We start from the raw sequence: 26459 nt of genomic DNA on the forward strand, positions 1-26459 counted from the left end.
TAGAAATGATAATCAAAAACCATCCGCATGAGGATGGTTTTTTTTGCATTGTCGATAAGGTGTTATCTTTATTGTTCACAGTAAAATGGTTACCAGAGTCTAATCTGTAGTCGCCCGTTAAGATTTGGATTGTTGGCCCAGAGCTTTATCGAAGAGGTGTTTAGCAATTTCCAACTTGAATTTACGAAGAAAAATAAATTATAGGCATTTAAATCAGTAACAAGAGCGGAACTCGATTCATATGTTGTCATGGGTATTAAATTGGAGTTTATGCTGCCAGCAAAACGATTTATTAAAAATGGAGGTAAGATTATGAATGATTTCCAAAATGATTTAGCGAAATTGAATGTTTCCAAATTTAAGGCGAGTGAGATGACTCCTTGGAACGCTCAAAACGAACAATCGGCTCGTCTATGCTTCCTCAGTTGTTTTAATTGCTTCAATTGTTTCAATTGCTTCAATTGCCACAACTGTCATAACTGCCATAACTGCCATAACTGCCATAACTGTCATAATTGTCATAACTGTCACCACTGTCACCGTGGAGGACGATAAGGCAATGTTTTTGCCCATTATTGCTTAACTTTTCAACGGGAATAGTGGCTACTTAATGAAAAGAGAAAGGCTCCTGAACCAGTTTGATGTGTCCCCCCTAAAATAGATATTAGAGGAACCCCTGGTTAATCTAATCTAATTTAGGGGGTGTTTTGAGTTGGCAACGAAAGGACAGAAGTTTAAACGTTACAGACATGAGGGACAAATAGTTGTACATAAGATTCTTTATAAAGTGTAGGGGCAGATTGAGAAGCTTACGGAGGAGGAATAGAATGACAAATTTGAACCCCTCGATGCGTCTAAAGGTGAAAAGAGATACATTTTTTCTCCCTGATTCCAGCGGTGTGTATTTTCGAAACAATGTAAGCTCGTTCCGCATGGATGGAGAGGCGATCGATCAATGGATTGAAAAGCTGATACCGATATTCAATGGGGAGTATAGATTGGGGGATTTGACAGACGGATTGCCGAACCAACACCGAAACCAAGTATATGAAATTGCAGAAGTTTTGTATCGTAACGGCTTTGCTCGGGATGTGAGTCAAGATGCTCCACATCAATTACCAGAAGAGGTTCTCAAAAAGTATGCTTCTCAAATTGAGTTTTTGGATCATTTCGGTGATTCGGGTGCGTATCGGTTTCAGTCCTATCGTCAGGCCAAAGTATTGGTGGTCGGTTCTGGTCCATTTTTGATCTCGGCGATTTCTGCGCTGCTTGAATCCGGATTGCCCAATTTTTCTGTCTTGGTCTCGGGTTCAGATTCGACGGATCGGCAACGGATGTCAGAACTGGCGGCACATGCCTGTAAAACGGACTCCGAGGTGGCAATAGAGGAGGTTGTCTTGCAGAAGGAGGAGGCGCGTTGTTGGCGGGAGGTTGTAAGGCCGTTTGATTCGATTTTGTTCGTGTCACGGGAGGAGGATATCAAGGAACTTCAAGCTCTTCATGTCGCTTGCAGGGAGGAGAAGAAGGTGTTTCTTTCTGCTGTATGCTTGCAACAGGTAGGTCTGGCGGGGCCGTTAGTGCATCCGGACGCCCAGGGATGCTGGGAGTCGGCATGGCGACGCATACACCAATCTGCGATTTCTAAAGACCCGCAACTGCACACCTTTTCTTCCACAGCAGGAGCGATGTTGGCCAATGTGATCGTGTTTGAATTATTTAAAAAGATGACGAGAGCGGACGATTCGGAACAGAATAATCGATTTTATCTGTTAGATCTGGAGACTTTGGAAGGTAAGTGGCATTCGTTCATGCCTCATCCGCTTGTGACCGGACTTGGCGCACCTGAATGGATTCATGATTTCGATCTTCAGCTTGAACGGAGATCGAGCAAAAGTGAGAACGGATTGATTCCTTACTTCAACCGATTGACATCGGCGGAATCAGGGGTTTTTCATGTTTGGGAGGAGGGGGATCTAAAACAGCTGCCACTCTCTCAGTGTCGCGTTCAGGTAATCGATCCGCTATCAGAAGGACCGGCTGGGCTGCTGCCTGACATGATCTGTTCCGATCTGACGCATGAGGAAGCGCGGCGGGAAGCGGGGCTATCTGGGATTGAAGCATATGTGTCGCGAATGGCCGATTTGCTTGTTTCTACGCTGCCCTCCCATCAGGGAGTAGAGGACAGCAGGATGGAAACGCAAGAGTTTATTGGCATAGGAGCAGGAGAAACGTTTGCGGAAGGCATTTGCCGAGGGTTGCAAAGATGTTTGGAGGAAGTACTGGGTCAGCAGCACGCGTATCAGTTGCCTTTTGTCTCCCGGGTACAGTTAGGTGCGGTAGAAGATAAACACTGTCTTTTTTATTTGCAGGCATTGACGACAATGAAGGGAGAGCCACTGATCGCCTTGGGAGAGGAAGTGTCCGGATTTCCTGTGGTGTGGGTCGGTACGAGGGATGGTTGGTATGGCAATGTAGGCTTAAATGTGACAATGGCTTTGCGGAAGGCATTACATAAGGCTCTGCTAGCAGCACAAAACCAACCGGATGGCCTCAAATCGCAAGCATTGTCGTTTTCATCCGTGCATTTGGAAGAACAGGTACCCATAAGGCTCGAGATCCCTGCATGTGAAACAACGTTACAACCAGAGGTTCTACAGTCCGCCTTGCAGGTTTTGAATCGGAACAGTAAGAGGCTCTTGGCCCTCGATCTAACGGTAGAACCGTTTTTGAAGGAGGAAATAGCAGGGGTGTTTGGTGTGGTGCTGCAAGAGGAGGGATCCCGATGAGCGCTGTCATTGTAATTGTTGGAGAAGGGGTGTTGGCAGACTGCGTGTATGGGGAACTGTCAACCCAATTTGAGATCGTTCGTCAGATCGATTTCGAGGCAGGAGTACCTGAAACGGTGGATTTGGTTCTGGTGTTGCACGATGCTTGGCATCCTTACGTTCATCAAAAGGCAGAAGAGGTGCTGCAGCCGGCCGGCATCCCTTGGCTGCGCGGCTTCGTTGCATTTGGTGAAGGCGTGATCGGACCGTTGGTTCGTCCGGGTACTCAAGGTTGCTCCCAGTGTGCAGACACGCGGCGCCTGATGGCGGGACGTGAACGCAAGGAGATGCGGGAGCTGCAGCAGAGGCTGGTAACACATGGGGGGATGCCGAGTGATGCATGGGCGTCACGTACAGGACTTTTGCAGGTCGCTTACTTGTTGGTAGAAGAGACACGAAGGGTGTTACAAGGCAAAACGGTTCAATCGGCTGGGAAGGTGTTTTTGATCAACCTGAAAACGATGGAGAGCACACTTCACCTCATTCTCCCTGACCCGCTGTGTCCGGTTTGTAGTCAATTACCTGATGATTCATCGACAGCAGCCCATATTTCGCTGCAACCAAGCCCGAAGATTAGCGCAGATAGTTACCGATGCCGCCGGGTGGATGAGTTAAGTAAAGTTTTGACCAAAGACTATTTGGATTACCGGACCGGCTTTTTGAATGGGAAAATGGTAAACCTTGAATCACCATTTGCCGATGTGAGTGTGAATCTGCCGTTGTTCACAGAGGATGTGGGAACGGCAGGCCGGACTCATTCCTATGCGGCAAGTGAGTTGACCGCTATATTGGAGGGTTTGGAGCGGTACTGCGGTCTGGCACCCCGAAGCAAACGGACGGTAGTCCATGGCAGCTTCCGCAACCTGAAAGATCAAGCGCTTGACCCTGTTAAAGTAGGGGTGCATACGGAGGAGCAATATGCCAAGCCAGGGGCTCCGTTCACAAGGTTTAATCCTGACCACCCGATCCATTGGGTATGGGGCTATTCGTTTTTACAAGAGCGTCCGATTCTAGTTCCGGAGCAGCTCGCCTATTACAGCATGGGCTGTGGGCACAACTTTGTGTTTGAAAGTTCCAACGGGTGCGCTTTAGGCGGAAGTTTGGAGGAGGCTATCTTCTACGGCATATTGGAAGTGGTGGAGCGGGATTCGTTTCTGATGACTTGGTATGGGCAGTTGCCTCTCCCGCGCCTTGACCTAAACTCCGCTAATGACCAAGAATTGCGACTGATGATCGATCGTTTACAGGCAGTGGCGGGGTTTGATGTGCATTTCTATAACTCGACGATGGAAAATGGGATTCCAAGCGTGTGGGGAGTGGCGAAAAACAGGAAACAAACAGGAGTGAATCTCATCTGTGCAGCCGGAGCTCATCCGGATCCGATACGGGCTGTGAAAAGTGCGGTTCACGAGCTGGCCGGCATGTTACAGTCGCTTGACGAGAAACTCGATGCAAACCGGGAAGTATATGTTCGAATGTTCCATGATTCATCCCTAGTACAGGAGATGGAGGATCATTCACTGCTTTACGGATTGCCGCAAGCGCAGGAGCGCCTGCAATTTCTGCTGGATGAGAATCGCCCACTGCGAACGTTTGAAGAGGAATTCGAGCGGGGGAAAAGGCATAGGCATACTGATTTAACGGATGACCTGAAGGACATTCTTAATGCATTCCACCGACTCAATCTCGATGTGATCGTGGTGGATGTAACCGCACCGGAAATTAATCGAAATGGGCTGCATTGCGTGAAAGTGCTGATCCCGGGGATGCTGCCGATGACATTTGGACATCACTTTACGCGCCTGGCAGGGCTTCAGCGGGTGCTCCGGGTACCTGTGGAACTCGGGTACGTAAAGGGACCGCTTGAGCTAGAAGATCTCAATCCATATCCGCATCCATTTCCATAGGTATAAAAACGTGGCGTGGTTGACCACCCTCGTTCATATAAGGAGGAACAGGGATGAGTCTGGAAGCGTTTCTGCACAATCTACATTATGACATTGACAAGACTAAACCGCCGGACCTGGTGGTAGATTGGGAAGACGGACCGCTTGCATATAAGCTCTATCGCGGTTTGCCTGTGGTTCCGTTATCTCCGGAAGTACCGCTGACGCTCGAAGGTGGTGAAACGCCAGTAAAGCCCGACCTTCGCCTGATGGGTCATTTTCTCTGGTACGTATTCGGGCTCACTCAATTGTCCCAGTCCGTCCTTGCATCGAATTCCATGGTGCAAACAATGGGTCTGCTGCAGCTGTACCGGCGGTTTGCTCCCTCCGGGGGAGCGTTATATCCGAATGAATTATACGTGTATCTAAAAATAGAGGATTTGCCTTCGGGGGTATATCATTATGATGTGGCACATCATCGTTTGGTGTTGCTGCGAGAAGGCGACTTCGATTTCTATTTAGCCAGGGCTCTGGGTAATCGCTATGACGAGTCGGCTTGTTTTGGTGCTGTATTTGTATCGAGCATGTTTTGGAAAAACTTTTTTAAATACAATAACTTTTCCTACCGCCTGCAAGGACTTGATGCGGGTGCGCTGATCGGGCAGCTCTTGGAGGTAACTAAACGGTTTGGCTTTGAATCGGGGGTGTATTTCCAGTTTCTTGATCGAGCCGTGAATCATCTTCTTGGGGTATCCGAACAAGAGGAAAGCGTGTATGCGGTGATTCCGCTGTCGGTGGAGCCTGCGATCTCTTGGTTTGCCAATCGAAATGAGGAAGAGGAGGGTGTCTCTGCCATCGAATTATGCCGGGAGTTGCCAACGGTTCAGCATGATCATTACGTCCGGTCCCGGAGGGTCAAGGAATTTCCGATGTTAATCAAAATGAACGAAGCATCCCTATTCGAATCACTTCAGTCGATACCGCGAATTGCGGAAGAGAAAATCGTTCACTGCGAAGATCAAGTGGTGGCTCTGCCCCATGTGAATCGGTTGTTGTATGATCTGGCGTCAGTAAGCCGAAGGCGGTATTCGCCGGACAGTGATTTTATGATGAGTAAGGTAAGCCAGGAGAAGCTGGCCTTACTGCTGCGGGAGGCCACGGCTTCCTTCAGGTATTGGAATGATTTGGATGTGGACCATGAGAACTCCGTTTCCCGCGTCTCGCTGTACGTCTGTTTGTATAACGTTGAGGGTATTCCAGAAGGTGCTTACCATTATGACAGCGCTGCTCATGCGTTACGATTGATACGTCATGGGGATCATCGGCTCCAGCTGCAGCAAGGAATGCCTTCCGATAATGTGAACCTCTTCCAAGTACCGCTATGCTTTCATATAGCAGGGGACAAGGATCATCTTACAACAACGATGGGATATAGGGGATACCGCATCCAACAGATGGAAGCAGGGATGCTTGTACAGCGTTTACTGTTAGCAGCATCAGCTATCGGGTTAGGAGGACATCCGCTCCTCGGATTTGATGCCCGATTATGTGATGAGATCTACAAGATGACTTCGCAAGGATTAACCAGCCTAATCCAAATCCCGGTAGGACCCTATCGTCATAGCCCCCGCTTAACGGGAGGGTTGCATGGCTAGAAGAGTATGGGTTAAAGCTTTTGTGAATATTATGGTCGTTTAGGAACAGCAAATGAGACATAGTTAGAAAACATTCGAAGAGCGCCGTGTCAGGCGCTCTTTTAGTTTTGACACATAGTTACTTTAGACTAATGTGGATGTCTTCGCTTGGTCGCCAATCTGCGTAGAAAAAGGATTAGAAAATGTGTTTTTATTCATGCAATATAAGTTATTGGTCCAATACTATTTTCTCCTTCGATCATATGATACTTAGAATACGATTTAAGGGGGACTTATCATGGCTGAGCAAGTTAGAGTGAGCCCACGATTCAAGAGGCTTTGCAACCAATTTGGAAGAATCTTAGGCGGCGAATCGGAAATTGAAGATGGTCCGGTTTGTTTTGTCACGCGGATGACGAACTTAAGGGAGTCGATCTTGGGAAGAAGAACGCGTTCCCCTTTGGTTCAAATGCAAATGTTTTCGTTTGAATCGCTTGATAATTCAGGCCGCGCACTTTGTTTGGGTGAGACTGCCGTACATCAAAACCAGGTGAATCGATTAATGTCGAATCTCCGTAAACGTGGGATAAAAGTAACGGCGGTTCATAATCACTGGCTAAAAGAACAACCTCGCTTAATGTATATGCATTGGGAATCCATTGACAATCCGGTTGCGTTTGCCAGAAAAACCAAAGAATCCATTGCATTCTTGGGTTAATGCAGTTGAAATATCAGGGTGTATTTCTATCATTTCATGAGAGGATGATTTCGTATGGCGGAAGTGAAAGCAAGTCCTCGCTTTAGAAGATTATGTGACCAATTCTCAAGTATTTTAGGCGGAACGGAGCATGAAATTACAAAAGGCCCGGTTTGTTTTGTCTCCAGAAATAGAATAATTAAGGCATCTATTTTAGGCAGACGTACCACTTCCCCTTTGGTCCGTTACCAACTCTTCTCGTTTGAATCGCTGGACAGCTCCGGTCGCGCGCTCTGTTTGGGGGAAACGGCCCTCTTCCAAAGCCAAGTGAACCGTTTGCTGTCGAATCTTCGCAAAAATGGGATTAAAGTAACAGCCGTCCACAATCACTGGTTGTTTGAAAATCCCCGCCTGATGTATGTTCACTGGGAGTCCATCGATGATCCCATTGCATTTGCAAGAAAAGTAAAGCGTTCCATTGCGTTCTTGGGTTAATTATCCAATAAAATCATTAGAAAAAGCGACCATGATCGGTCGCTTTTTTGCGAGGTTACTCCCCTAATGATAGTTCTTGGATTCATTTTCCTTATATTTGCCGTCGCTGTCATGCAGCGCTTGTTTCCGGCGATCATTGCGGGCCTGCTGTTGCTGTTGGGCCTCCAGGCTGTTCACGGGTGTCTCTGCCAGTTGTTCCACCGTGTTGATCAGGTTCTTGTCTGGTTGGTTTGTGCTCAATTGAAAGATCCTCCTTGTATACTGGTATGGGTTGTAAAGTCTATTATGTGCTGGCCGTTGTGTGGATATACGTGTCGTATATTTACAGAGAGCATGAGGATTCTATTCCACCGATACACCATTGATGAAAGCCATCGTTTTATCTTTGAACTCAAGAATAAATGTATTTGAAGAACAAGATTATGTTATTGAGCACATAGAGCAGCGATTTCATTGCACGGTATGATGCTATCCTTCAAGTCATTGTATTTGAGAGGATTGTCATGGTTTATGGGCGATAGAAAAAGCCCCGAAATTTCAGGGCTTATATGCTATAATTTGGAATGTACAACACACCTTGAGTGGGCGCAACCTCCGAAAGGAGGTGATGCGATGAACATTTCGTTTGGTGAAGTGCTTACCTTCGGGTTATTCCTGTTGGCATTGCTAACTTACATCGATAAACGAAAGTAACCCACTCTTAGGTTGTCGCCGAAGTGGGTTACTTTCTGATCACACATGATCTTGGAGGGGATTCCACTCAAGATGTTGTACTGAGGACGGTTGGCACACCGTCCTTATTTCTATTCTTATCTTATCATACCCGTTTTTAGTCCTCAACGATTGTGTTTATTCAATAGACAAATTATTATCTGTATGATCCCTCAACCGAAACTGCACTCTTTTCAGCAACTTCAAGACTTTTTCACATATTCCTATACAGAATTTGTTACTATGATAGTACATAGATGCCTCATACCTAATGTTGGAATTCGTCAGGCATTTACTAATCTTTCTTCATTATCAATTGGATACAGGAGAAAGCAAACGGGAGGGAATATATTGAGTACACAGAGAATGGGAGCTCCTTTGGAAGGCTTTGCTGAGTTTAGCCGAAAGGTCGCTGCCGAAGGTGCCGTATTGTTAAAGAATGAAGGACAGGTGCTTCCCCTTCAACCGAACGAAACCGTTGCTGTTTTTGGCAGAACGCAAATTAATTATTACCGCAGTGGTACGGGTTCGGGCGGGAGCGTTCATGTTTCCCATACAACGAATCTGCTCGGCGGCCTTCGGGATAAGAAGAACATCACCGTCAACGAACAATTGGCAGCTGCCTATGAACAGTGGATTGAACAAAACCCTTTCGATAATGGCGGCGGCGGTTGGGCGGCTGAACCGTGGCATCAGAAAGAAATGCCTCTGACCGATGAGCTGGTATCCGCAGCAAGACAGGCATCCGATAAGGCGATTGTTGTCATCGGGCGAACAGCCGGTGAAGACCAGGATAATGCCAATGAGCCGGGCAGTTACCAGTTAACGTCTGAAGAAAAAGCGATGCTGCAGCAGGTGACAACGCACTTCGAGCACACGATTGTTGTCCTGAATGTGTCCAACATTATCGATATGAGCTGGATGCGCGATGATAGTTATGTGCACCCGATTTCCTCTGTGATTTATGCTTGGCACGGTGGAATGGAAGGCGGTAACGCGATTGCGGACGTACTAGTTGGCGAGGTGACGCCAAGCGGCAAATTAACCGACACGATTGCTTATGCGATCGAGGATTATCCATCGACCCGTAATTACGGCAACGAGCTCAAGAATGTTTATCAAGAAGATATTTATGTCGGCTACCGTTTTTTCGAAACGTTTCGACCCGCTGCCGTCCAATATGAATTCGGCTTCGGTTTGTCGTATACGTCGTTTGAAATCGAGCCACAAGAAGCCAGGTTGGTGGTTAGAGAGGGAGCGCAATACGTTGAAATCGGAGTAAACGTAAAAAATATCGGGACCACCTATACAGGTAAAGAGGTTGTGCAAGTTTATTACGAAGCGCCGCAAGGCGTCCTGGGCAAGCCTGCCAAAGTGTTGGCGGCATTCGGAAAGACGCAGGAGCTTGGGCCGGGGGATTCGCAGACGCTCACGATCAGCTTCCCGGTCCACGCCATGGCTTCCTATGATGACGCCGATGTGACGGGACAGGCTTCCGCTTATGTCTTGGAGGCCGGAACCTACCGTTTGTTTGTGGGAACCAGCGTGAAAAATGTGAAGCCTATCGGTTTGGATGGCCAAGATGGTTACGTTGTAGAAACGCTGCAAGTTGTGGAGCAGCTGCAGGAAGCCATGGCGCCAATGGAAGGCTTCACCCGAATGAAGCCGGGCAGTCGCAAGGAAGACGGCTCATACGAACTGACATATACAGAGGTGCCGCAGCGCAAGATTAACATGGAGGAGCGCATTCACCAAAACCTACCGCTTACCTTGGAGCAAACGGGCAATCGAGGTTATACCTTAAGGGACGTTTATGGGGGAAAAGTCAGTTTGGAAGCCTTTATCGCTCAACTAAGCGATCAAGATCTGGCGGTGATCGTCAGAGGGGAAGGCATGAGCAGTCCGCTGGTTACGGCGGGAACGGCCTCGGCTTTTGGCGGCGTGAGCGACAGTTTGCTGGACTATGGAATTCCGGTGGCTTGTACGGCGGATGGGCCGTCCGGGATTCGGATGGACAGCGGACAGCAAGCAACGCAGGTGGCTATTGGAACCCTGCTTGCGGCCACCTGGAACGCCGAGCTGGTCGAAGAGCTCTATGTTATGGAAGGCCGAGAGTTGCTCAGCTACAACATTGATACTTTACTTGGACCGGGTCTGAACATTCGGCGCAGCCCGCTGAATGGACGTAATTTTGAATATTTTTCGGAAGATCCGCTGATCTCGGGAGTATTTGCTGCTGCATGCACACGCGGGATTATGAAGGGCGGCTCCAATGCCACCCTGAAGCATTTTGCCTGCAACAACCAGGAGAAGCATCGCAGTAAAGTCGACGCTGTTGTGTCCGAGCGCGCCCTTCGTGAAATTTATCTGAAAGGCTTTGAAATCGCGGTGAAGCAGGGCGGGGCAAACTCCATCATGACCTCGTATAACCCGATCAATGGACACTGGGCGGCTTCCAATTATGATTTGAATACCACTATTCTACGGGGAGAGTGGGGATTCCAGGGCATCGTGATGACCGACTGGTGGGCCATTATGAACGACGTAGTGAACGGAGGCCCAGCCGATCGCAAAAACACGAACTGGATGGTCCGCGCCCAAAATGATCTCTACATGGTGGTTATGAATTACGGTGCGGAAATCAATGCATGGGAAGACAATACCTTGGCATCCTTGGAAAATGGTACGCTGACTCGTGGAGAGTTACAGCGTAGCGCCATGAACATTTGTCGGTTCCTGATGCATGCGCCGGTATTTTCAAGAAAACAGGTGATCGAGGAAGCCGTAGGTACTTTTAAATCCGCTCCTTCTCTCGCGCCGGAACAAGCACAAACTTTATCGAAGAGCACGCAAGTAAAGCCGGTTGCAGCGGGGTCGACTTATGTGAAGGTGGAAGCATCCGGCGAGTACCGGATCATTGTGCGCATTATGTCTCCGGAATCCGAACTGGCCCAAAGCGCGTGCAACGTAACGCTGAACGACCAACCGGTGACCACGATTCAAACGAATGGTACCGACGGCAGATGGATCAGACAGAAGCTTGTCAAAGTAGATCTGGAAGCGGGTTATTATGAGATGAAGCTGGATTTCATCAAGCCCGGCTTGCAGATCGACTGGATTGAATTTAAACAGGTGTAAATTTAGAAACAAAGGGGTATCCAACAGATCTAGGATCTTTTGGATACCCCTTTTTTCCTACTGATATCCAATATGTGTGACGAATGTCATCGAAGAAATATTTGAAATTTGAATAATAAGGGTGATGCAAGAACTTAAAGAGATGAAAGGGTGTGAGACGTTTGGCAGCAGCAATCCGTGAATGTGTGGAACAAGACTATGTTATTGAGCATGTGAAGCAACGATTTCATTGTACGGTATTATGGTGTGAAGGGCGTGCATGCCTGGAATATAACGGCGAGGAAGAGCTAGCGCGAATATCGGATTACGTAAAACAAACATTTGATAAAGAGCTGCTGGACGTATTTTTCACGGCTATTGAAAGCCTCCCGCTGGATGCTTAAAGTGTAAATGATACAGCTCAGAAGATCCCCCATACAGCAAAAGACACTGACCGCAGGCCAGTGTCTTCTTCATGTTCTGAAGCAGGAACATACTTATTAATGCATCAAGTCGTTAGGAACAGTGCTAACAAAAACACTCAGGTTGATCTGGAGGTTCATTTTGCTGCGCGTCGTCTGGGGAAGTTGTTGTGGTGTCATATGCAACTAATGCATGGGTGGCGTGACTAAGGATGGCACCTGCGCGAGTAGTCGTTGCTACGAATACAGCTTCAAGGATTTCTTCTCGTGTACCGCCTAATTGTTTGAATTTCTTCACATGAACGTCGATGCAATAAGGGCAACCTGTAACATGGGCGATGGCCACGGCAATCAGTTCTTTTGTCTTTAGCGGGATGTGATTGAGTGTCTGGTAGACGTCTTTTTCAAAGGCTAGAAAAGAGGCGGAGGCCTCAGGAGCAAGCTGCATGAGTTCGGGAATTTTCTTTAAGTTGGAAGAGTCGTAATAATGGGTCATAGCGGTCTCTCACCTGTCCCTCTCTTTATCCGGCAGGAATTGATCCCGAAAATACGGTTGATGAAGCAGATTCGAGTCAGTACATTAAACAATAAAACTAGCCCGATCAGACCGATGTACCTCCAGTTACTATCTAGATAAAAAAGAACAAACAGAAGAGGGAAACTCAGAATGAACCGGAATAACCGGTCGATACCGCCGACATTTTTCATATCATACCTCCGCATCATTGGAATTAACTCCATCTTAGCGGGATATCGATTTCTTTTCCGTGACTAAGTCACGATCGATATTGCTGAATAATCTCTTCCAGAGCGAATCGGTCGATGATTCGGATATTCCCTCTGGATAGCGACAGGATTCCTTGGTTTTGAAAGTCCTTTAGCATTCGACTAATGACTTCCCGGGCTGTTCCTAGCTCTACGGCTAACTGTTCATGCGTGATCTTCAATGCTGTTAGATCGTCATTCGTATTCGTATATAAAAAATGGGCAAGTCGATAGTTCATCGGTTTAAATGCAATGTCCTCGAGAAGGTTCGTAACGGCCGTTATTCTCTGCACAAATTGCTGATAAATAAATTGTCTAAGAGGTTTGTTATGATCCATCCATTCTCTAAATACGCCTACCGCAATAAGCAAAATTTCGCTTTCCACTTCAATTGAAGCCGAGGCTTCATATTCCGATTCTCCCAGAATACTTGCCATCATGAGCACGCAGCTTTGCCCGCCTTGGACTCGGTATAAGGTAATTTCTCTTCCTTGCTCACTAATCTTATGAATTCGGACGCTTCCCTTCACCATAAACATCGCATGCTGCAGCATATGGCCCTCTTGAATCCTATGCGGAGTAGAAGGGTCTATGGACACGAGCTCAGCGTGTTGCCAATCACGATGCGGAATCGTGGACAGGAAAGGGAGAATAGCGATTATTCGATCAATTTCAGAGGGATTCATAGGGGGCTCCTTTTACAATTGAATTCAGCGTCGTAAACCTGGATATGGTTAACTCTCATTATAGGCCTAATTAATATTAGATGGTGATTTTATGTGATTTCAGGGAAAGTGAAAGGGTGTAACGCAGACAAAGGCTTTGGCTTGTCGGGGCTGAGCTGTGGAATAGTGAAATGATCCCCAAACCTGTCGTTTGGGGATTCTTAATGAGGGGCATATGTAATGGAGGGTGTTTGAGGGCTGCAGGATGATTAGATAAACGACTCATGAAGTTCACGATTACTCACTTATGGTATCTAAGACCAGGGCCGTTAGCTGGTGCACGGTATGTTCGTTTAATGGACGTTGAATCTGGTACATAGCCATACTGCCGGACATGCGGGCCGTAATGTCAAAATGCCACTTCGTTAATCCGCTGCCGGATAGAAGTTGGTTTCGATAGGTATGACGATGCAACAGTGGCAGCTTCTCTAATTTATCAACCGCACGTATATGCAGTTGACGGCAATCCGTTTTAACGAGCTCAAAGATGCCAGCCAGCGGCAGGGGCTTGTTGGAGAATTGGGATGTAACGGGGATGGCGAACTTGGTTTCACGGTCGAACAAGGGCCGGAAATGACGGGAGTCCATTCCAAAAACTTCGAGGCTTTCCTGCCAAAGCTTTTGTTGAGGGTAAGCTGGCGTTACATAAGGAGTATTTTGCTGATCCAGCGTCACAGCGATGACATCATCCGTTACCAATTGATATCCTTTCTGCAGAAAGGCAGAGGCCAGCGTCGACTTCCCGTGTCCCGAGTGGCCGATGAAGGCATAGGCTTTATGGTCAATGACTACCGCACTGCCGTGCAGGGGGAGTATTTTACGCTGCATTAAAAGGGCGCCCATGCAAGATCCAAGCACGTACAGCCGGATTTTATCCTCTGCAGCGCCCTTCTCTGGGGAGACAGAAATGGTCGTCCCGCCCTCTATTGCAAAAACAGCGAGTTCAGGTACTCTGAACATGACCATATCTTTGGTACATAAGAATGTTTTATTTGACTTATCAGGTCTTCCAAGCCATCTTTCGGTCAGATCAGCATAACGGATGACAATATCGGCGAAAGCATCCGGGAGGACGACGGGCTGTAACTCAGGCAGGGGAATGTCACTATGGATGGAAAACCCGAAGGCCTTATATGCGGTTGGCTTAAACGTTTGAAGCATGGTCCTCACTCCAATGATTAATATGCGAATAAAAAAAGATAGCCCATATACCCGATCAGGCGTATAGGGGCTCTTTTTATCAGAACATGATGACTTTATATGTTAGCTGGTGTGAACCATTTCATCCGGATCCGGTTGCACTGCATCCGGAATCGCACTACCAGGACCAGCCATGGTCATTTTGATGTCAAGAACCTCCAAAGCAGGTACGCTCCATTCCTTTTTCATATAGATTCACCTCCTTTCAGAAATTTTTTTGTAGGAATCGATACAAAATTACGCTGCGCATAAGCAGTTTAATGGCGGGATTGTAGGCTTGATTCGGGCTGATCCCTTGGCGGGCTTCTGCTAAGGCATCGTGTATGACAGGCATGTTGATGATCTGCTGCATTCGGGAATCGTGGGATACACGGTCCAGTTCTGCTAAAAACACAGGCCAGTCACTTAGCATTCGGTGGATTGAATCTGCTGCTTGAATCCCTCTTGTTCGATGGTTGAGACGGATGGAATCAGGGAGCCAGCCTTTCGTAGAACGACGAATTAATGCACGATCCATCCCTTTCTGAACGAATTGCTCCATGGGAGTTGATAAACAGAAGCGGATAACCCTTAGATCATTCGAGGGATCATGGCTCCATAAAGAGTAACGAAGAGAAAGTTTACAATTACTTGTACCGGTTGCACTCCACATGTTGACTCTTTCGAAATGCACTCTTCTCGCTTCCAAGGGGTCGTCAGGCAGATCGTCTGTCGAGCCGATTCCCGTAAACGTAAGGTCATGGAGTTTCTCATAAATACCCACTCGTTTGGCGTAGTCGGAATTGATTAATTGTGGGAAATCGCCGGAAGCGATTGAAGAGCTTCGCTGTTTCAATACCGGGATAGCTTTACGACCGACAATGGAATATAGCCGTCTGCGACCCACTCCGACGTTCCTGCTATATCGTTTAATTTCCTGCGTTAGCTGAAGCCACTTGAGGTTCTTCAGGAGTTTGGTGTAATATTCGATCGCAGGTCCCCAAGAGATGCTATAATTTCCTCTGGCTCCATTAAGCAGAATCCCGATATCTCGTTGTTCTGCATGCTCGAAAATGCCCCTAAGCCAAAACGAATTATCAAAAAACTTATATGGAGACTCCAGGATGTCAAGCCAATCATCGATTTCCGTGAAAGCACTTCTTCCGGAGAAGTCCAAATATTGTGCGTTAATGTTCCCCACGAATTGTACTGTTTGCTTAATGAGAGGTCTCTCGTCTGCAAGTCTGTGCTTCGGCGTCCAATCCACAAATCCGGTTTCTGGCACGTAACTGAAGGTATGTAGCGAGCGGTTTTCATGCTCTAACGCTCTGGCCGCAAAACTAACCACCGAACCTGAATCCAATCCTCCGCTAAGGTGAGCTCCGACATTTCGATTCGTTCGCCGAAGCCGTGCGGTTACGGCTTTGTTGAATACTTCCCGGAAAGCCTCCTCATACTCTTCTGATGATGCCAATTGCAAAGGAATGACATCCGAGAGGCTATGGTATCGGGTAACCGATACGTTATCATTCTTAATGATGATTTTATGAGATGGCGGTAGCTGAAGGATGTTGTTGTAAATCGTAGTGGATACGTCTGGTGGTTCAAAAACGCCATGGATTGCCAGAAACTCAGCCAACCATGTTTCATTGATCTCTTTATGTATGAAAGGTAATGAAAATAAAGGATTGATGGCCGTACAGAAGCAGATCTGCTGCTCATTATGATGGTAATAGAGCGTCCTTGCGCCTGAGAAGTCCCTGGCTCCGAAAAGAAGCTGCTTTCTCTCGTCCCAAATGATGAAAGCGAAGTCCCCGACCAACCGTTCCGGCATTCGTTCGGACCATTTCTCATAAGCGAGGAGCAGAACTTCACTGTCTGTCATATGTTGCCTTGGATGATGCGGCACTTGCAATTGATCCATTAATTCATCGCGGTTGTCGATAATGGCGTCAGCCGTTATGGCAAGCCCCCGGTTCGAATCGTAGTAAGGTAAACATTCCTGGACGGATTGCTCCGTAATCCACTGTGCATGACAACCCAACATGATGTGATTCATGTTCCATAACCTGCTTTGGTTGGCCGGATATTGCCTCAAAGCCTCCATGATAAGTCCGCCATGCTCCGACTGGACCGCTTCCCCATTAAAACGATAAATACCGGCAATAGCACTCATAAGAATTTCCTCCAATTGGACCAGAACAATCACTACTTGATACCTATTGTATCGTAGTCATTATATAACATGATACAATACGTATCAATGTTTTTTTTCTTCGTGTTTTGGATGATTGGAATTGGTTGAAATAACAAGATTAACGTTTCGTTTCTGCCTGGAGCTTTTACGGAACAGGATGAGACAGCAAAAATAAGCCAGGAGAACACCGAAGGCGTCGTTAATCACATCATAGATCCGGCCACCCCGGAAGAAGAAGAGCTGGAGGATCTCCGTTAAGGCGGCGTAGATGATACACAAATAAAAAGCCGACTTATATTTACCGAAATTCGAAGCGAGCAGAGCAAGAATAAAGAAACCGATAAAATGACCTATTTTCCGCAAAATCCAGTCGTGGCTAGCCCATTGGAAATCAAGCTTTAACAATTCCGACCAATCGGGATTGGGATTAAGCTGGAAATCAATAATATGATATTGGATCAGCAGATTGAAGTTAACGGAGCAAGTGAAGATAAACAGGGCAAGAGCCCAGATAATCGTAAGAACGATGCGCATAGCAGAGCCTCTTTTCATGAAATCGCATTAAAAATTTGTAGATGTCTATCGAAGAAAGGAAACATAAATAGATACAAAATGTATCATACAAGTTAGTACATTATAGCAGTTTCTAAATGGTTTTCAAGTTTCGAATTAGCTGTGATTTCAAAATTGGGCGAAGGCTGCAAATTTCAGATGGGTATCTTCATCAAGCATTTATGAAATTGAATCACTACTATATCAGAAGGAGGAGATGAGCATGGCCAAACAACAAACGAAATACATGAAGATGAATAAATGGTCATCCACGGATACGATACTTCCACAAGATGTAAGCGCCAATTTCGATATGCTTGATGAGGAAATGAAGAGCCGTGGTATTAACGTTAAGTGGTTCGGGGCTGTTGGTGATGGCAAGACCGATGACACTGCATCATTCCATGCAGCAATGGCAATGTGTGACAAGCGTTATAAATTGTTTGTGCCTGCTGGTGAGTATCGAATCAGACAAACTATCGAGAACAACAGTCGTGGAATATATGGGGTTGGCCCTTATATGGATAGTGGACAAATGGGTACTAGAATTATCTGGGATCCCTTTGATACTACAACGGATTTACTCCCTTTAATTAGAATACGAAAAGCTGGAGTAAAAGCTGTATTCGAGGATTTCTCAGTTTATGGAATTTCGAACTACAGTTCGAAAAATCTTTCAGCTTGGATTAATAAAGAATTATTTGATCAAAGCTTATATGACATGTTTGCAGAAGGAACTGCAGCAATTGAAGTAGCAGGATCGGCGACACCAATATTTAGAAATATTGCAACTTCCGGTGTGAAGGTCGGGCAGTTGCTTAACAGCACCAATGGGCATGTATCTTCATACGACTGTACCTGGAGTGGATTGATTGGCGTATATTGTCGTATAAATTCTGGTGATTACTTTTATCAAGGCGGTAGTATATCTGGGGCGTTCTGCGGAATCATGCTGGGTACAATCTTAACAGCAGGACATCGAGGAGGCTTCCATGCTCTTGTTCATAGAACGCATCTTGGATTTTCACCATATGCTATTTATCAATGCATTGACAGTGGGTTAGATGATTACAATAGATCTTCATCAGTTATGGGGTTAAGTGGTATATACACAAATGCTCAATTTGAACAATGCGGAGAAGCGGCAATAAAATTGTTGACCAAATCCTCAACTATGAATTTTAGGATATTTGGATTCGGATTTTCCTGGTCAGTAACAAATTACTCGGGCAATTCTGCTTGGGAATTTCCATTGCCAGATAGTCTGAAAAAGCCAAGTGAGAAACAGCAGTATGCGGCTTGGTTTGGAACTATCACTGCGCCGACTATATTTAATGACGATCTTGGTAGACTGAGGAAATCAACAGCACAGGGTGCGATGGGGACAGCCTATATTGATACGTTAACCGGAGATAAGGAATCCGATTTGTCTGGATTAGAGTTTATGGATACAGTTATTCGGAGGAAAGTAACGCCAATATACAGAGCACATGATTTACAATCACGAATGCAGGAAAGAGAGCATCGAACACTGATGCCGGTTTCGGCACCGAACCTGCTTAAAAATCCGGAAGTGTTATCGAATTGGTCTGTATCAAACGGCTCCGTTAGTTTTGTTACTGCTGATCAAGTGCCTATCCCTATTAGCAATGAAATAAAGCAGGTCATTGGACACAATCCCGTGATTTTGAAGGTAACCCCAGATGGAGTCAATTCACCAAGCATTAGAATAAAATTCAATGCGCAAAGGTTACCGTATCAGGGAGATGCTAATCGGAACTTAGCGATGCAGTATTTTATTTTGGAAACGGAATATGAGAGTTCAAATTTCTATAAATCCATGGGACGTATTTCAGCTCAAAATGCGGAGTATATATTCAATGATGCAGTAACCTGGAGGGAGAAAGGATGGAAGCATCTTCGGGGGAGGGAGTTAGCGAGCAGGACGGGTTTGTTGAATGAGTTCAGCATTTCTTTTATACCGAAGATAGGTGAAACCTATATTGCAGGTGTTATGGTTACGTGGGATCATATCGGGGCGTACTCCCCTTACCCACATAGTTACATGACAGATTCACTGGAGATCGGTGGGTCAGGGAATGGGATTATATTAACTGATTCCGCTACAGGCATTAGATATCAGTTAACTATTGCAAATGGGCAACTAAAGATTAATCCTGCTATCTCGTAGACCATATAATCTTAAAATAAGTATCGTTGATCATTGACCAACGATACTTATTTTTTTTAATGTTTTTGGGACTTGATAATGGTGAAAGCATGAAATGAAAAATTGGTCCTGATTAAAGTAAGCGCTTTAATAAAATAATTCGATACAAAACGTCACAAACTTAAAGTATTTACACAATATAACCTTGACATGATACAAATTGTATCGTAAATTATGGGATATAAATTATACATATCGGAGAAAAACTGGATGTCGAAATAGCACCTAGATAATTGATGTATATAGTCCAATTTACATCTACTTTTAGAATTTTAGCGGGGGGATAAGCTAATGGAACTTAAACAGTATTTTAGGGTTTTGCAAAAGAAATGGTGGTTAATTGCGACCATTGTAATCGTTGCAATGGTTGCGACAGGAGTTAAAAGCTATTTCTTTACAACACCGATCTATGCGGCGAATGCCAAGCTTATCGTTAATCAGTCTTCAGGAGATGGAGGAGCAAGCCTCAATGCAAGCACGATCCAAACGAGTATTTTTTTAATTAATTCTTATAAAGAGATTATTAAATCATCGGCCATTATGAATAAGGTTGTCGAGAAATATCCTAACTTAGGAGAGAGCGCTTGGCAATTATCTTCAAAGTTCTCCGTCACATCAGCGAACAATTCACAAGTTATGAACCTGGTCTATCAGGATACATCCTATGTTAAGGCTGCTGAGATTGTAAATGCGGTCTCCGCCGTATTCAAGGAGCAAATTCCTCATATTATGAATGTTGATAACATCACCATCTTGAGCGAGGCAGATACGTCAGCATCACCAGCGCCAATCAATTTCAATCCTATTATGAACTTGTTAATTAGCTTAGCTGTTTCGCTAATGCTGGCGATTGGACTTGTATTTCTACTCGACTATCTGGACGATACGCTGAAGTCAGAAGCGGAGATCATCGAGACATTGGACGTTCCTGTGCTCGCTGTTGTTGGAAAGATGAGTAAAGGAGACCTAAAGAAGTCCGCGAGAATGAAAGTAATCCAAAAAACTCAGGTAGGTGAAAGCCAATATGCGACGATCAATCAATGATAGCAGTCTAATTATATCAATGAACCCCAAATCACCTATATCGGAAGTGTATCGCCTGCTTCGAACAAAAATCCAGTTTTCTTCTAAAGATCAGGAATTGAAGACCCTTATGGTTACATCGACTCAATCAGGGGAAGGGAAGACTACTACGATTAGCAATTTGGCTGTTACTTATGCGCAGGAAGGAAAAAAGGTACTTCTTATTGATGCCGATATGCGCAAGCCCTCGCTGCACCGGGTATTCTCCCAACCCAATCATCAAGGTTTAAGCACACTATTAACAGGGCATACAAGCGTTCAAGATTCAATCCAAGAAACGATCAACGGTCATTTATCGTTACTTCCTTCCGGACCGGTACCTGCGAATCCGGCTGAACTTATGGATTCAGTAGTAATGCGTGAATTGTTGGAACAATTCAAACAGCAATACGATGTGATTCTCATCGATACACCATCAGTGCTTTCTACATCAGATAGTGTCATCGTTAGCGCGTTATGTGATGGCGTTGTATTGGTCGTTGCTGCAGGCAAGGTGAGGAAAGATTACTTAAAGAAGGCCAAAGAGCAGTTGGATCATGTAAATGCGCGAGTGTTAGGCATTGTAATGAATAAAGTAGCGAAGTAAATCCTTAGTAATACTAAAGAGAATATTCAGGACTAATGGCTGAACAGCCATAGAAGCAAAGGTAATGTCTACTGTACCTCTTTCACTGTAGGCACTCGGTCACGCTGTGGGTCCTAGGGACCTTAGACATTATTGTCGAGGGTGTGATGTGAGGACGGGTTGAATGCCCTTATTAGAAAATTTAGCTATGTTCTTTTCCGGGAGAAGAGTGCATAGCTAGGCTTTTCTACTACTTAAGAAATTGTTTAACAATGGTATTAATAATACAGGGATGGGTAGTGAATGAAAAATGAGGAAAGTAAAAAAAGCAATTATACCTGCAGCTGGTCTAGGAACTCGTTTCTTGCCTGCAACAAAAGCGATGCCAAAAGAAATGCTTCCGATCGTGGATAAGCCCACTATTCAATACATTGTTGAGGAAGCGGTAGCATCAGGGATTGAGGATATTATTATTGTGACAGGTAAAGGAAAACGCTCCATTGAAGACCATTTTGATCATGCGTTTGAACTGGAAAATAATCTGTTCAGTAAAGGAAAATTTGATCTCCTTGATGAAGTGCGCCGCTCATCAAATGTAGACATCCATTACATACGTCAGAAGGAAGCTAAAGGGCTTGGCCATGCCGTTTGGTGTGCACGTAATTTTATTGGCGATGAGCCGTTCGCTGTGCTCCTTGGGGATGATATTGTCCAATCCCATTTACCTTGTATTCGTCAGCTGGCGGAGCAGTTCGAGCAATTACAGAAATCAGTGATTGGTGTTCAAACCGTGCCCTTTGATCAAACACAGCGTTATGGAATCGTAGCTCCACTGGAAAGATTCGATCGTTTATATGAAGTAGATTATTTTGTAGAGAAGCCACAAGTAGGTCAGGCTCCATCCCGATTAGCAATAATGGGGAGATACATACTCACGCCAGAAATATTCGGATTTCTGGAACATCAGGAGGAAGGTGCTGGTGGAGAAGTTCAATTGACAGATGCTATTCAAAAGCTAAATGTGAGTCAAGGTGTCTATGCATATGATTTTGAGGGAGTCCGTTATGATGTAGGTGAAAAGCTTGGATTTATTATGACTACAATTGATTTTGCGTTGCAGAATAATGAGTTGCGGAAGCCGTTGCTACAAGGTATGGAAGCCATTCTCGAACGAGAATATCTTAGTAAAATAAATCGCTAATGAGGTGAAGGTAAGTGTCTCCCACTCCGCAACGAAACGAAATTGAAGTTGTTTTCGAGGGGAACTCGGTTTATCCAAACTATGCTCTAGAAAAGAATAAAACTAAAGTTCTGTATCTTATAATTAAACGAATGATGGATTTCACCTGTTCACTCATAGGTCTTGTTCTGCTAACTCCGCTCTTCTTAATCATATCCATATTAATTAAACTGGAGGATCCTAAAGGGTCCGTTTTTTTTTGTCAGACCCGTATCGGTAAGAATGAGAGACCATTCCGCATGTATAAGTTCCGCTCAATGGTTTCGAATGCTGAGGAGCTGCTGGAGGAGCTGTTGGATCAGAATGAGATTAGTGGTGCAATGTTCAAGATGAAAGAAGATCCGCGCATTACGAAGTTTGGAAAGTTTATCCGTAAGACCAGTATAGATGAGTTACCACAGTTATGGAATGTAATCCGCGGAGAGATGTCGCTTGTAGGGCCAAGACCAGCACTTCAAAGAGAGGTTAGTCAATATACTAATTATGACAAGCTACGATTGAGGGTTACTCCGGGCTGTACTGGTTTATGGCAGGTAAGTGGACGGAACAATTTGAGCTTCCATGAGATGCTAGCATTAGATTTGGAGTATATTGAGCGCAGAAGTTTATGGCTTGATGTAAAGGTCTTATTTAGAACGGTAAAGATTATTGTCTTCCCGAATTCAGCCTATTAAATATGGAGTGTTTAGAAAATGAATATGACCATAAGCGTAATCGTTCCGACTTATAACAGGGTTGAAGCTCTTTTAAACTGTATGCAAGGAATTAAAAGACAAACTAGATATCCCGATGAAATCATTGTTGTAGTAAGAAGCACGGATAAGTGTACATTAGATCGCATATCTGCAATTTCTATAAAGAATTTGAAGATCGCTCTTATTGAACAGACAGGTGTAGTAGCTGCATTGAATTGCGGGATTGAGCAAAGTTCAGGATCTATTTTGGTGCTAACGGATGATGATACAGTTCCCCATACGGATTGGCTTGCAAAAATTGAAAATTATTATCTAACGGAACCTACTGTAGGAGGAGTAGGAGGAAGAGATATTGTACATTCTCGAGGGAAAACGATTCCAGCTGTAAAACAAAAGGTCGGAATTATCAAGCCCTATGGTCGAATCATTGGTAACCATCATATTGGAATAGGTAAAACAAGGGAGGTAGATATCCTTAAAGGAGCTAATATGAGCTTTCGGAAAGATGCAATTCAAGGACTGAAATTTGATGAAATGTTAAAAGGTACTGGTGCCCAAGTATATAACGAGATGGAAATCAGTCTTTCTGTTAAGAAGAAAGGCTGGAAACTAATCTATGACCCACAATTGTGTGTTGATCATTTCCCGGCTGAAAGATTCGATGAGGACAAACGGAACCAATTTAATGAGATTGCGTTTTTTAATACTGCCCATAACGAGACGTATACTTTACTTAAACATTCCAATTGGACTAGGAGATTGTTACTTATAGTGTGGATCATTCTCGTTGGAAGTAAGGCCTCACCGGGAGCTATTCAATTTGTTAGAATGCTCCCTAGAGAGAAATACAATAGCTTTAATAAAATTATAATTTCTTATAAAGGAAGAGTCGAAGGGTGGAGGACATGGAGACTCAGCAAAAAGGGACTATTGAAAGCATAAAGAAATTACGGATTGCTGTAGTTGCATTTGAATTGATTACACCTAATCAACGAACAGGCGGAGTCAGTCACTTCAATCACAGATTATGTACCAAGCTTTCAGATATGGGTCATGAAGTTACGGCTATAACAATGAATTCTTTGCTAGAAGACGCTAATTATAATATAAAGTCACTCTCGAAATCAGTAGATATTAACAAGCGTTTCCAGCGTTATTATCTAACGGCGTTAAAGGGTAGAAAAATTAATTTTGATGGGTACGATCTTGTTATTTCCAATGGTGATGATTGGGCGATGCGTCGGGCTGGAGTACCGTGGGTCCGTATCATGCATGGAAGTGCTATAAGGGAGCTTCAACATAACCATAGATTGCTTAGAAAAATGAACCTTTCCATTCTTTATTTATTAGAAAGATATTCATCTAAACGATCTACAGTAACTTTATATAATTCAAAAGATACTCAGAAATTATATAAAAACAGAAAACAAGATGAAGTTCTACATTTACCTGTAGACAGAGATCTTTTTTTTCCGGCGGAAAAAGAGAAAGAACCGACTATATTGTTTGTAGGAGCTTTAGATAGTAGGAAAAGAGGGCGTCTACTCCGTAATTTATATGTATCTAATATAAAAAAGGAAATCCCTAATTGCAAATTGTGGATGGTTTGTAATCGTGATGAATCAATTGATGGAGTGACCTATTTCAATAATCTAACTAACGAGGCGTTGGCGTCTCTATACAGAAAAGCTCATATATTTTGTATGCCTTCTACATATGAGGGATTTGGACTCCCTTATTTAGAAGCCATGGCAAGTGGAACCTTAGTCGTGACAACTCCTAATCCAGGAGCAGATGAAATATTGGATAATGGAAAATATGGGGTGATTGTCAAGGACTCTGAACTAGGAGAGTCTCTAATTGCTTCATTAAGAAATATTAATAAATATGAGATGATTATCCAAAGGGCTATAAAGTTTGCGGAACAGCAATCATGGGAGAATATCATTGCAAAATACTTGACTTATTTGAATTCAAATAATAATTATGAGGAGAAACAATGATTGTTAATGAGGCTATCTTCATTAAACCGAAAAAAAACATACTACTCTATTGTTGCGTAATCATAATTGCGATTTTTATTGGGTTATTTACACCAAATCATACTAATATAATGCTTCAGATTGGCTGTGTGTTCGCAGCGTTTGTACCCGCATTAATTCTGTCTTTACGAGATCATCCAATGCTTATTCCGTATATCGTTGGTTGTTGGGTCTTCTCACCAGCATTACGACGATATTTGGATTGGTCAGTGGGAGAATTCCAACAATTCTCCTTAATTCTAATTCTGCCGCACATTGTGACATTTACACTGTTGTTTAGCATATTGAGAAATAATAAAAATCGAAGTATGAAACAAGAGTTCCTCAGTAATCGATTTTACATATTTTTTCTTGTTTCCTATATTTATGCGACCATATTAGGGGTGGCATTAAATAAGACTTCAGGTATTTATGATGCGATAGGATATGTTGCTCCTGCACTAATATTCTTCTACTTTTTTTATAAATCATTCAGCCAACTAGAGATAGAAAATATGATTAGAGTTATCGTCTGTTATGCCCTCATAGTTTCGATTTACGGTTGGTTCCAATATCTCACACTGCCATCATGGGATAAGTTTTGGCTTGTAAATGCAAATATGAACTCCATCGGTAAACCGGAACCTCTTGGCTTCCGCATGTTTTCGACAATGAACTCACAAGGACCAGTTGCTGTTTTTTTATCCACAGTAGTCGTGTTCATGATAATGAATAAAAGGTGGAGAGGACCAGTTGGGTCGCTGGGAATCGCTTTGGTTATAACTGCTTTGTTCATTACTTTGGTCCGCTCTGCTTGGATTACGTTAATTTTTGGCTTAGTTGCCTATATTGCGTTTATGGAGAAAGGAAAGAAGATAGGCAAGATTATCTCGATTGTTCTAATAGGAATTTGTTCATATTTTTTAATAAGTAAATTGCCAGGTGCAGAAAACATTACTTCTAGGATTGAAACCTTTCAAAATATTGACGAGGATCACTCCTTTCAGGAAAGAATAGAGCTTGTTCTAACAGCTACTCCCCAGATTTTAGGGAATCCACTAGGAAGAGGATTTGGAAGCATCGGCAGAAGTACAATACTGGGAGATGGTCAGAGTTTTGCTGGTTTAGGCAGCGTAGATAATGGTTACCTTGGCGTGTTCTCTACTTTTGGTGTCATAGGTGGCTTAGTCTTTTTTATCGGTCTATTTTCTTTATTTTGGCATATCAAACAACTCAACAATAACATGTTTAGGGCACTGGCTCTTTCATCAGTTGTTCAACTATTCGTTACTTTTTTATTTGGTGGTGGTTTGCTTGGTTATCAGGGTGTATTGTTTTGGTTATTCGTATCGATAGCAATAACAAAAATCGACTTCAATAAAGATAGGCCAGCCGTTGCAATATTATTGAAATGAATTTG

23 protein-coding genes are annotated in these 26459 nt (G+C 44.3%); 15 read left to right on the forward strand and 8 right to left on the reverse strand.

Going from position 1 to position 26459, the window contains the following annotated elements; translation table 11 throughout:
- The first annotated feature begins 827 nt into the window (after positions 1-827).
- From MHH48_RS01660 to MHH48_RS01680, 5 genes are all read left to right on the forward strand, one after another.
- Positions 828-2786: a putative thiazole-containing bacteriocin maturation protein gene (locus tag MHH48_RS01660; protein WP_076322580.1), complete on the forward strand. Its 1959-nt coding sequence runs from the start codon at positions 828-830 to the stop codon at positions 2784-2786.
- Positions 2783-4732 carry a TOMM precursor leader peptide-binding protein gene (locus tag MHH48_RS01665; protein ID WP_076322579.1) on the forward strand — a complete coding sequence of 650 codons (1950 nt, stop codon included), beginning with the start codon at positions 2783-2785 and terminating at the stop codon, positions 4730-4732. Before MHH48_RS01660 ends, MHH48_RS01665 begins: the two co-directional genes overlap by 4 nt.
- Before the next feature lie 53 nt (positions 4733-4785).
- On the forward strand, positions 4786-6366 hold the full coding sequence (locus MHH48_RS01670; RefSeq protein ID WP_076322578.1) for a SagB family peptide dehydrogenase: 1581 nt from the start codon (positions 4786-4788) through the stop codon (positions 6364-6366).
- A gap of 277 nt (positions 6367-6643) precedes the next feature.
- Entirely contained in the window at positions 6644-7063 is a 420-nt protein-coding gene (locus MHH48_RS01675) for a DUF1259 domain-containing protein (protein WP_076322577.1), read from the forward strand.
- 54 nt (positions 7064-7117) lie between these two features.
- Entirely contained in the window at positions 7118-7537 is a 420-nt protein-coding gene (locus MHH48_RS01680; protein ID WP_076322576.1) for a DUF1259 domain-containing protein, read from the forward strand.
- A 63-nt stretch (positions 7538-7600) separates the two neighbouring features.
- Here MHH48_RS01680 and MHH48_RS01685 read toward each other — a convergent pair whose 3' ends face one another.
- Positions 7601-7777 (reverse strand): hypothetical protein, encoded by a 177-nt coding sequence (locus tag MHH48_RS01685; RefSeq protein WP_179090628.1) that lies wholly within the window; start codon positions 7775-7777, stop codon positions 7601-7603.
- An 822-nt stretch (positions 7778-8599) separates the two neighbouring features.
- Between MHH48_RS01685 and MHH48_RS01690 the strand changes: the two genes are divergently transcribed.
- Positions 8600-11386 (forward strand): glycoside hydrolase family 3 C-terminal domain-containing protein, encoded by a 2787-nt coding sequence (locus MHH48_RS01690; protein WP_076322575.1) that lies wholly within the window; start codon positions 8600-8602, stop codon positions 11384-11386.
- A 161-nt stretch (positions 11387-11547) separates the two neighbouring features.
- Positions 11548-11769 carry a hypothetical protein gene (locus tag MHH48_RS01695; protein WP_076322693.1) on the forward strand — a complete coding sequence of 74 codons (222 nt, stop codon included), beginning with the start codon at positions 11548-11550 and terminating at the stop codon, positions 11767-11769.
- Between the two features lie 124 nt (positions 11770-11893).
- Here the strand turns inward: MHH48_RS01695 and MHH48_RS01700 are convergent, their stop codons facing one another.
- The 7 genes from MHH48_RS01700 to MHH48_RS01730 form a co-directional block, all read right to left on the reverse strand.
- Entirely contained in the window at positions 11894-12283 is a 390-nt protein-coding gene (locus MHH48_RS01700) for a carboxymuconolactone decarboxylase family protein (RefSeq protein ID WP_076322574.1), read from the reverse strand.
- Positions 12280-12528, reverse strand: a complete 249-nt coding sequence (locus tag MHH48_RS01705; RefSeq protein ID WP_339269546.1) for a DUF2892 domain-containing protein — start codon at positions 12526-12528, stop codon at positions 12280-12282. The genes MHH48_RS01700 and MHH48_RS01705 overlap by 4 nt, the downstream gene beginning before the upstream one ends.
- A 35-nt stretch (positions 12529-12563) precedes the next feature.
- Positions 12564-13238, reverse strand: coding sequence for a Crp/Fnr family transcriptional regulator (locus MHH48_RS01710; protein WP_076322573.1), 675 nt, complete (start codon positions 13236-13238; stop codon positions 12564-12566).
- 276 nt (positions 13239-13514) lie between these two features.
- Entirely contained in the window at positions 13515-14438 is a 924-nt protein-coding gene (locus MHH48_RS01715) for an aldolase (protein WP_076322572.1), read from the reverse strand.
- Positions 14439-14540: 102 nt separating this feature from the next.
- A complete protein-coding gene (locus MHH48_RS01720) occupies positions 14541-14666 on the reverse strand; it encodes a paeninodin family lasso peptide (protein WP_114149298.1) in 126 nt (41 codons plus the stop codon).
- A 16-nt stretch (positions 14667-14682) separates the two neighbouring features.
- A complete protein-coding gene (locus MHH48_RS01725; protein WP_076322571.1) occupies positions 14683-16632 on the reverse strand; it encodes an asparagine synthase-related protein in 1950 nt (649 codons plus the stop codon).
- Positions 16633-16716: 84 nt separating this feature from the next.
- Positions 16717-17187 (reverse strand): VanZ family protein, encoded by a 471-nt coding sequence (locus MHH48_RS01730; protein WP_076322570.1) that lies wholly within the window; start codon positions 17185-17187, stop codon positions 16717-16719.
- A 241-nt stretch (positions 17188-17428) separates the two neighbouring features.
- Here MHH48_RS01730 and MHH48_RS01735 point away from each other — a divergent pair, with 241 nt between their 5' ends.
- From MHH48_RS01735 to MHH48_RS01770, 8 genes are all read left to right on the forward strand, one after another.
- Positions 17429-19396, forward strand: a complete 1968-nt coding sequence (locus tag MHH48_RS01735; RefSeq protein WP_076322569.1) for a glycosyl hydrolase family 28-related protein — start codon at positions 17429-17431, stop codon at positions 19394-19396.
- Positions 19397-19726: 330 nt separating this feature from the next.
- Positions 19727-20479 carry a Wzz/FepE/Etk N-terminal domain-containing protein gene (locus MHH48_RS01740; RefSeq protein WP_076322568.1) on the forward strand — a complete coding sequence of 251 codons (753 nt, stop codon included), beginning with the start codon at positions 19727-19729 and terminating at the stop codon, positions 20477-20479.
- Positions 20460-21104 carry a CpsD/CapB family tyrosine-protein kinase gene (locus tag MHH48_RS01745; protein WP_076322567.1) on the forward strand — a complete coding sequence of 215 codons (645 nt, stop codon included), beginning with the start codon at positions 20460-20462 and terminating at the stop codon, positions 21102-21104. The genes MHH48_RS01740 and MHH48_RS01745 overlap by 20 nt, the downstream gene beginning before the upstream one ends.
- Before the next feature lie 289 nt (positions 21105-21393).
- Positions 21394-22284, forward strand: coding sequence for a UTP--glucose-1-phosphate uridylyltransferase GalU (gene galU / locus MHH48_RS01750; RefSeq protein ID WP_076322566.1), 891 nt, complete (start codon positions 21394-21396; stop codon positions 22282-22284).
- 14 nt (positions 22285-22298) lie between these two features.
- Positions 22299-22997: a sugar transferase gene (locus tag MHH48_RS01755; RefSeq protein WP_076322565.1), complete on the forward strand. Its 699-nt coding sequence runs from the start codon at positions 22299-22301 to the stop codon at positions 22995-22997.
- Between the two features lie 18 nt (positions 22998-23015).
- Positions 23016-23960 (forward strand): glycosyltransferase family 2 protein, encoded by a 945-nt coding sequence (locus MHH48_RS01760; protein ID WP_256720521.1) that lies wholly within the window; start codon positions 23016-23018, stop codon positions 23958-23960.
- Positions 23924-25021, forward strand: coding sequence for a glycosyltransferase family 4 protein (locus tag MHH48_RS01765; RefSeq protein ID WP_144023446.1), 1098 nt, complete (start codon positions 23924-23926; stop codon positions 25019-25021). The genes MHH48_RS01760 and MHH48_RS01765 overlap by 37 nt, the downstream gene beginning before the upstream one ends.
- Positions 25018-26454 (forward strand): O-antigen ligase family protein, encoded by a 1437-nt coding sequence (locus MHH48_RS01770; RefSeq protein WP_076322563.1) that lies wholly within the window; start codon positions 25018-25020, stop codon positions 26452-26454. Before MHH48_RS01765 ends, MHH48_RS01770 begins: the two co-directional genes overlap by 4 nt.
- Positions 26455-26459: the final 5 nt, after the last annotated feature.

The organism is Paenibacillus sp. FSL F4-0100, from assembly GCF_037993005.1.
Lineage (GTDB): Bacteria > Bacillota > Bacilli > Paenibacillales > Paenibacillaceae > Paenibacillus_AQ.

Bases quoted from the DNA above. Each gene is read 5' to 3' on its own strand.
- MHH48_RS01740 (WP_076322568.1), top strand. From the start codon at position 19,727: ATGGAACTTAAACAGTATTTTAGGGTTTTGCAAAAGAAATGGTGGTTA.
- MHH48_RS01670 (WP_076322578.1), top strand. From the start codon at position 4,786: ATGAGTCTGGAAGCGTTTCTGCACAATCTACATTATGACATTGACAAG.
- MHH48_RS01730 (WP_076322570.1), bottom strand. From the start codon at position 17,187: ATGCGCATCGTTCTTACGATTATCTGGGCTCTTGCCCTGTTTATCTTC.
- MHH48_RS01745 (WP_076322567.1), top strand. From the start codon at position 20,460: ATGCGACGATCAATCAATGATAGCAGTCTAATTATATCAATGAACCCC.
- MHH48_RS01770 (WP_076322563.1), top strand. From the start codon at position 25,018: ATGATTGTTAATGAGGCTATCTTCATTAAACCGAAAAAAAACATACTA.
- MHH48_RS01720 (WP_114149298.1), bottom strand. From the start codon at position 14,666: ATGAAAAAGGAATGGAGCGTACCTGCTTTGGAGGTTCTTGACATCAAA.
- MHH48_RS01760 (WP_256720521.1), top strand. From the start codon at position 23,016: ATGAATATGACCATAAGCGTAATCGTTCCGACTTATAACAGGGTTGAA.
- MHH48_RS01765 (WP_144023446.1), top strand. From the start codon at position 23,924: ATGGAGACTCAGCAAAAAGGGACTATTGAAAGCATAAAGAAATTACGG.
- MHH48_RS01735 (WP_076322569.1), top strand. From the start codon at position 17,429: ATGGCCAAACAACAAACGAAATACATGAAGATGAATAAATGGTCATCC.
- MHH48_RS01680 (WP_076322576.1), top strand. From the start codon at position 7,118: ATGGCGGAAGTGAAAGCAAGTCCTCGCTTTAGAAGATTATGTGACCAA.
- galU (WP_076322566.1), top strand. From the start codon at position 21,394: ATGAGGAAAGTAAAAAAAGCAATTATACCTGCAGCTGGTCTAGGAACT.
- MHH48_RS01660 (WP_076322580.1), top strand. From the start codon at position 828: ATGACAAATTTGAACCCCTCGATGCGTCTAAAGGTGAAAAGAGATACA.
- MHH48_RS01715 (WP_076322572.1), bottom strand. From the start codon at position 14,438: ATGCTTCAAACGTTTAAGCCAACCGCATATAAGGCCTTCGGGTTTTCC.
- MHH48_RS01700 (WP_076322574.1), bottom strand. From the start codon at position 12,283: ATGACCCATTATTACGACTCTTCCAACTTAAAGAAAATTCCCGAACTC.
- MHH48_RS01725 (WP_076322571.1), bottom strand. From the start codon at position 16,632: ATGAGTGCTATTGCCGGTATTTATCGTTTTAATGGGGAAGCGGTCCAG.
- MHH48_RS01665 (WP_076322579.1), top strand. From the start codon at position 2,783: ATGAGCGCTGTCATTGTAATTGTTGGAGAAGGGGTGTTGGCAGACTGC.
- MHH48_RS01710 (WP_076322573.1), bottom strand. From the start codon at position 13,238: ATGAATCCCTCTGAAATTGATCGAATAATCGCTATTCTCCCTTTCCTG.
- MHH48_RS01705 (WP_339269546.1), bottom strand. From the start codon at position 12,528: ATGGAGTTAATTCCAATGATGCGGAGGTATGATATGAAAAATGTCGGC.
- MHH48_RS01675 (WP_076322577.1), top strand. From the start codon at position 6,644: ATGGCTGAGCAAGTTAGAGTGAGCCCACGATTCAAGAGGCTTTGCAAC.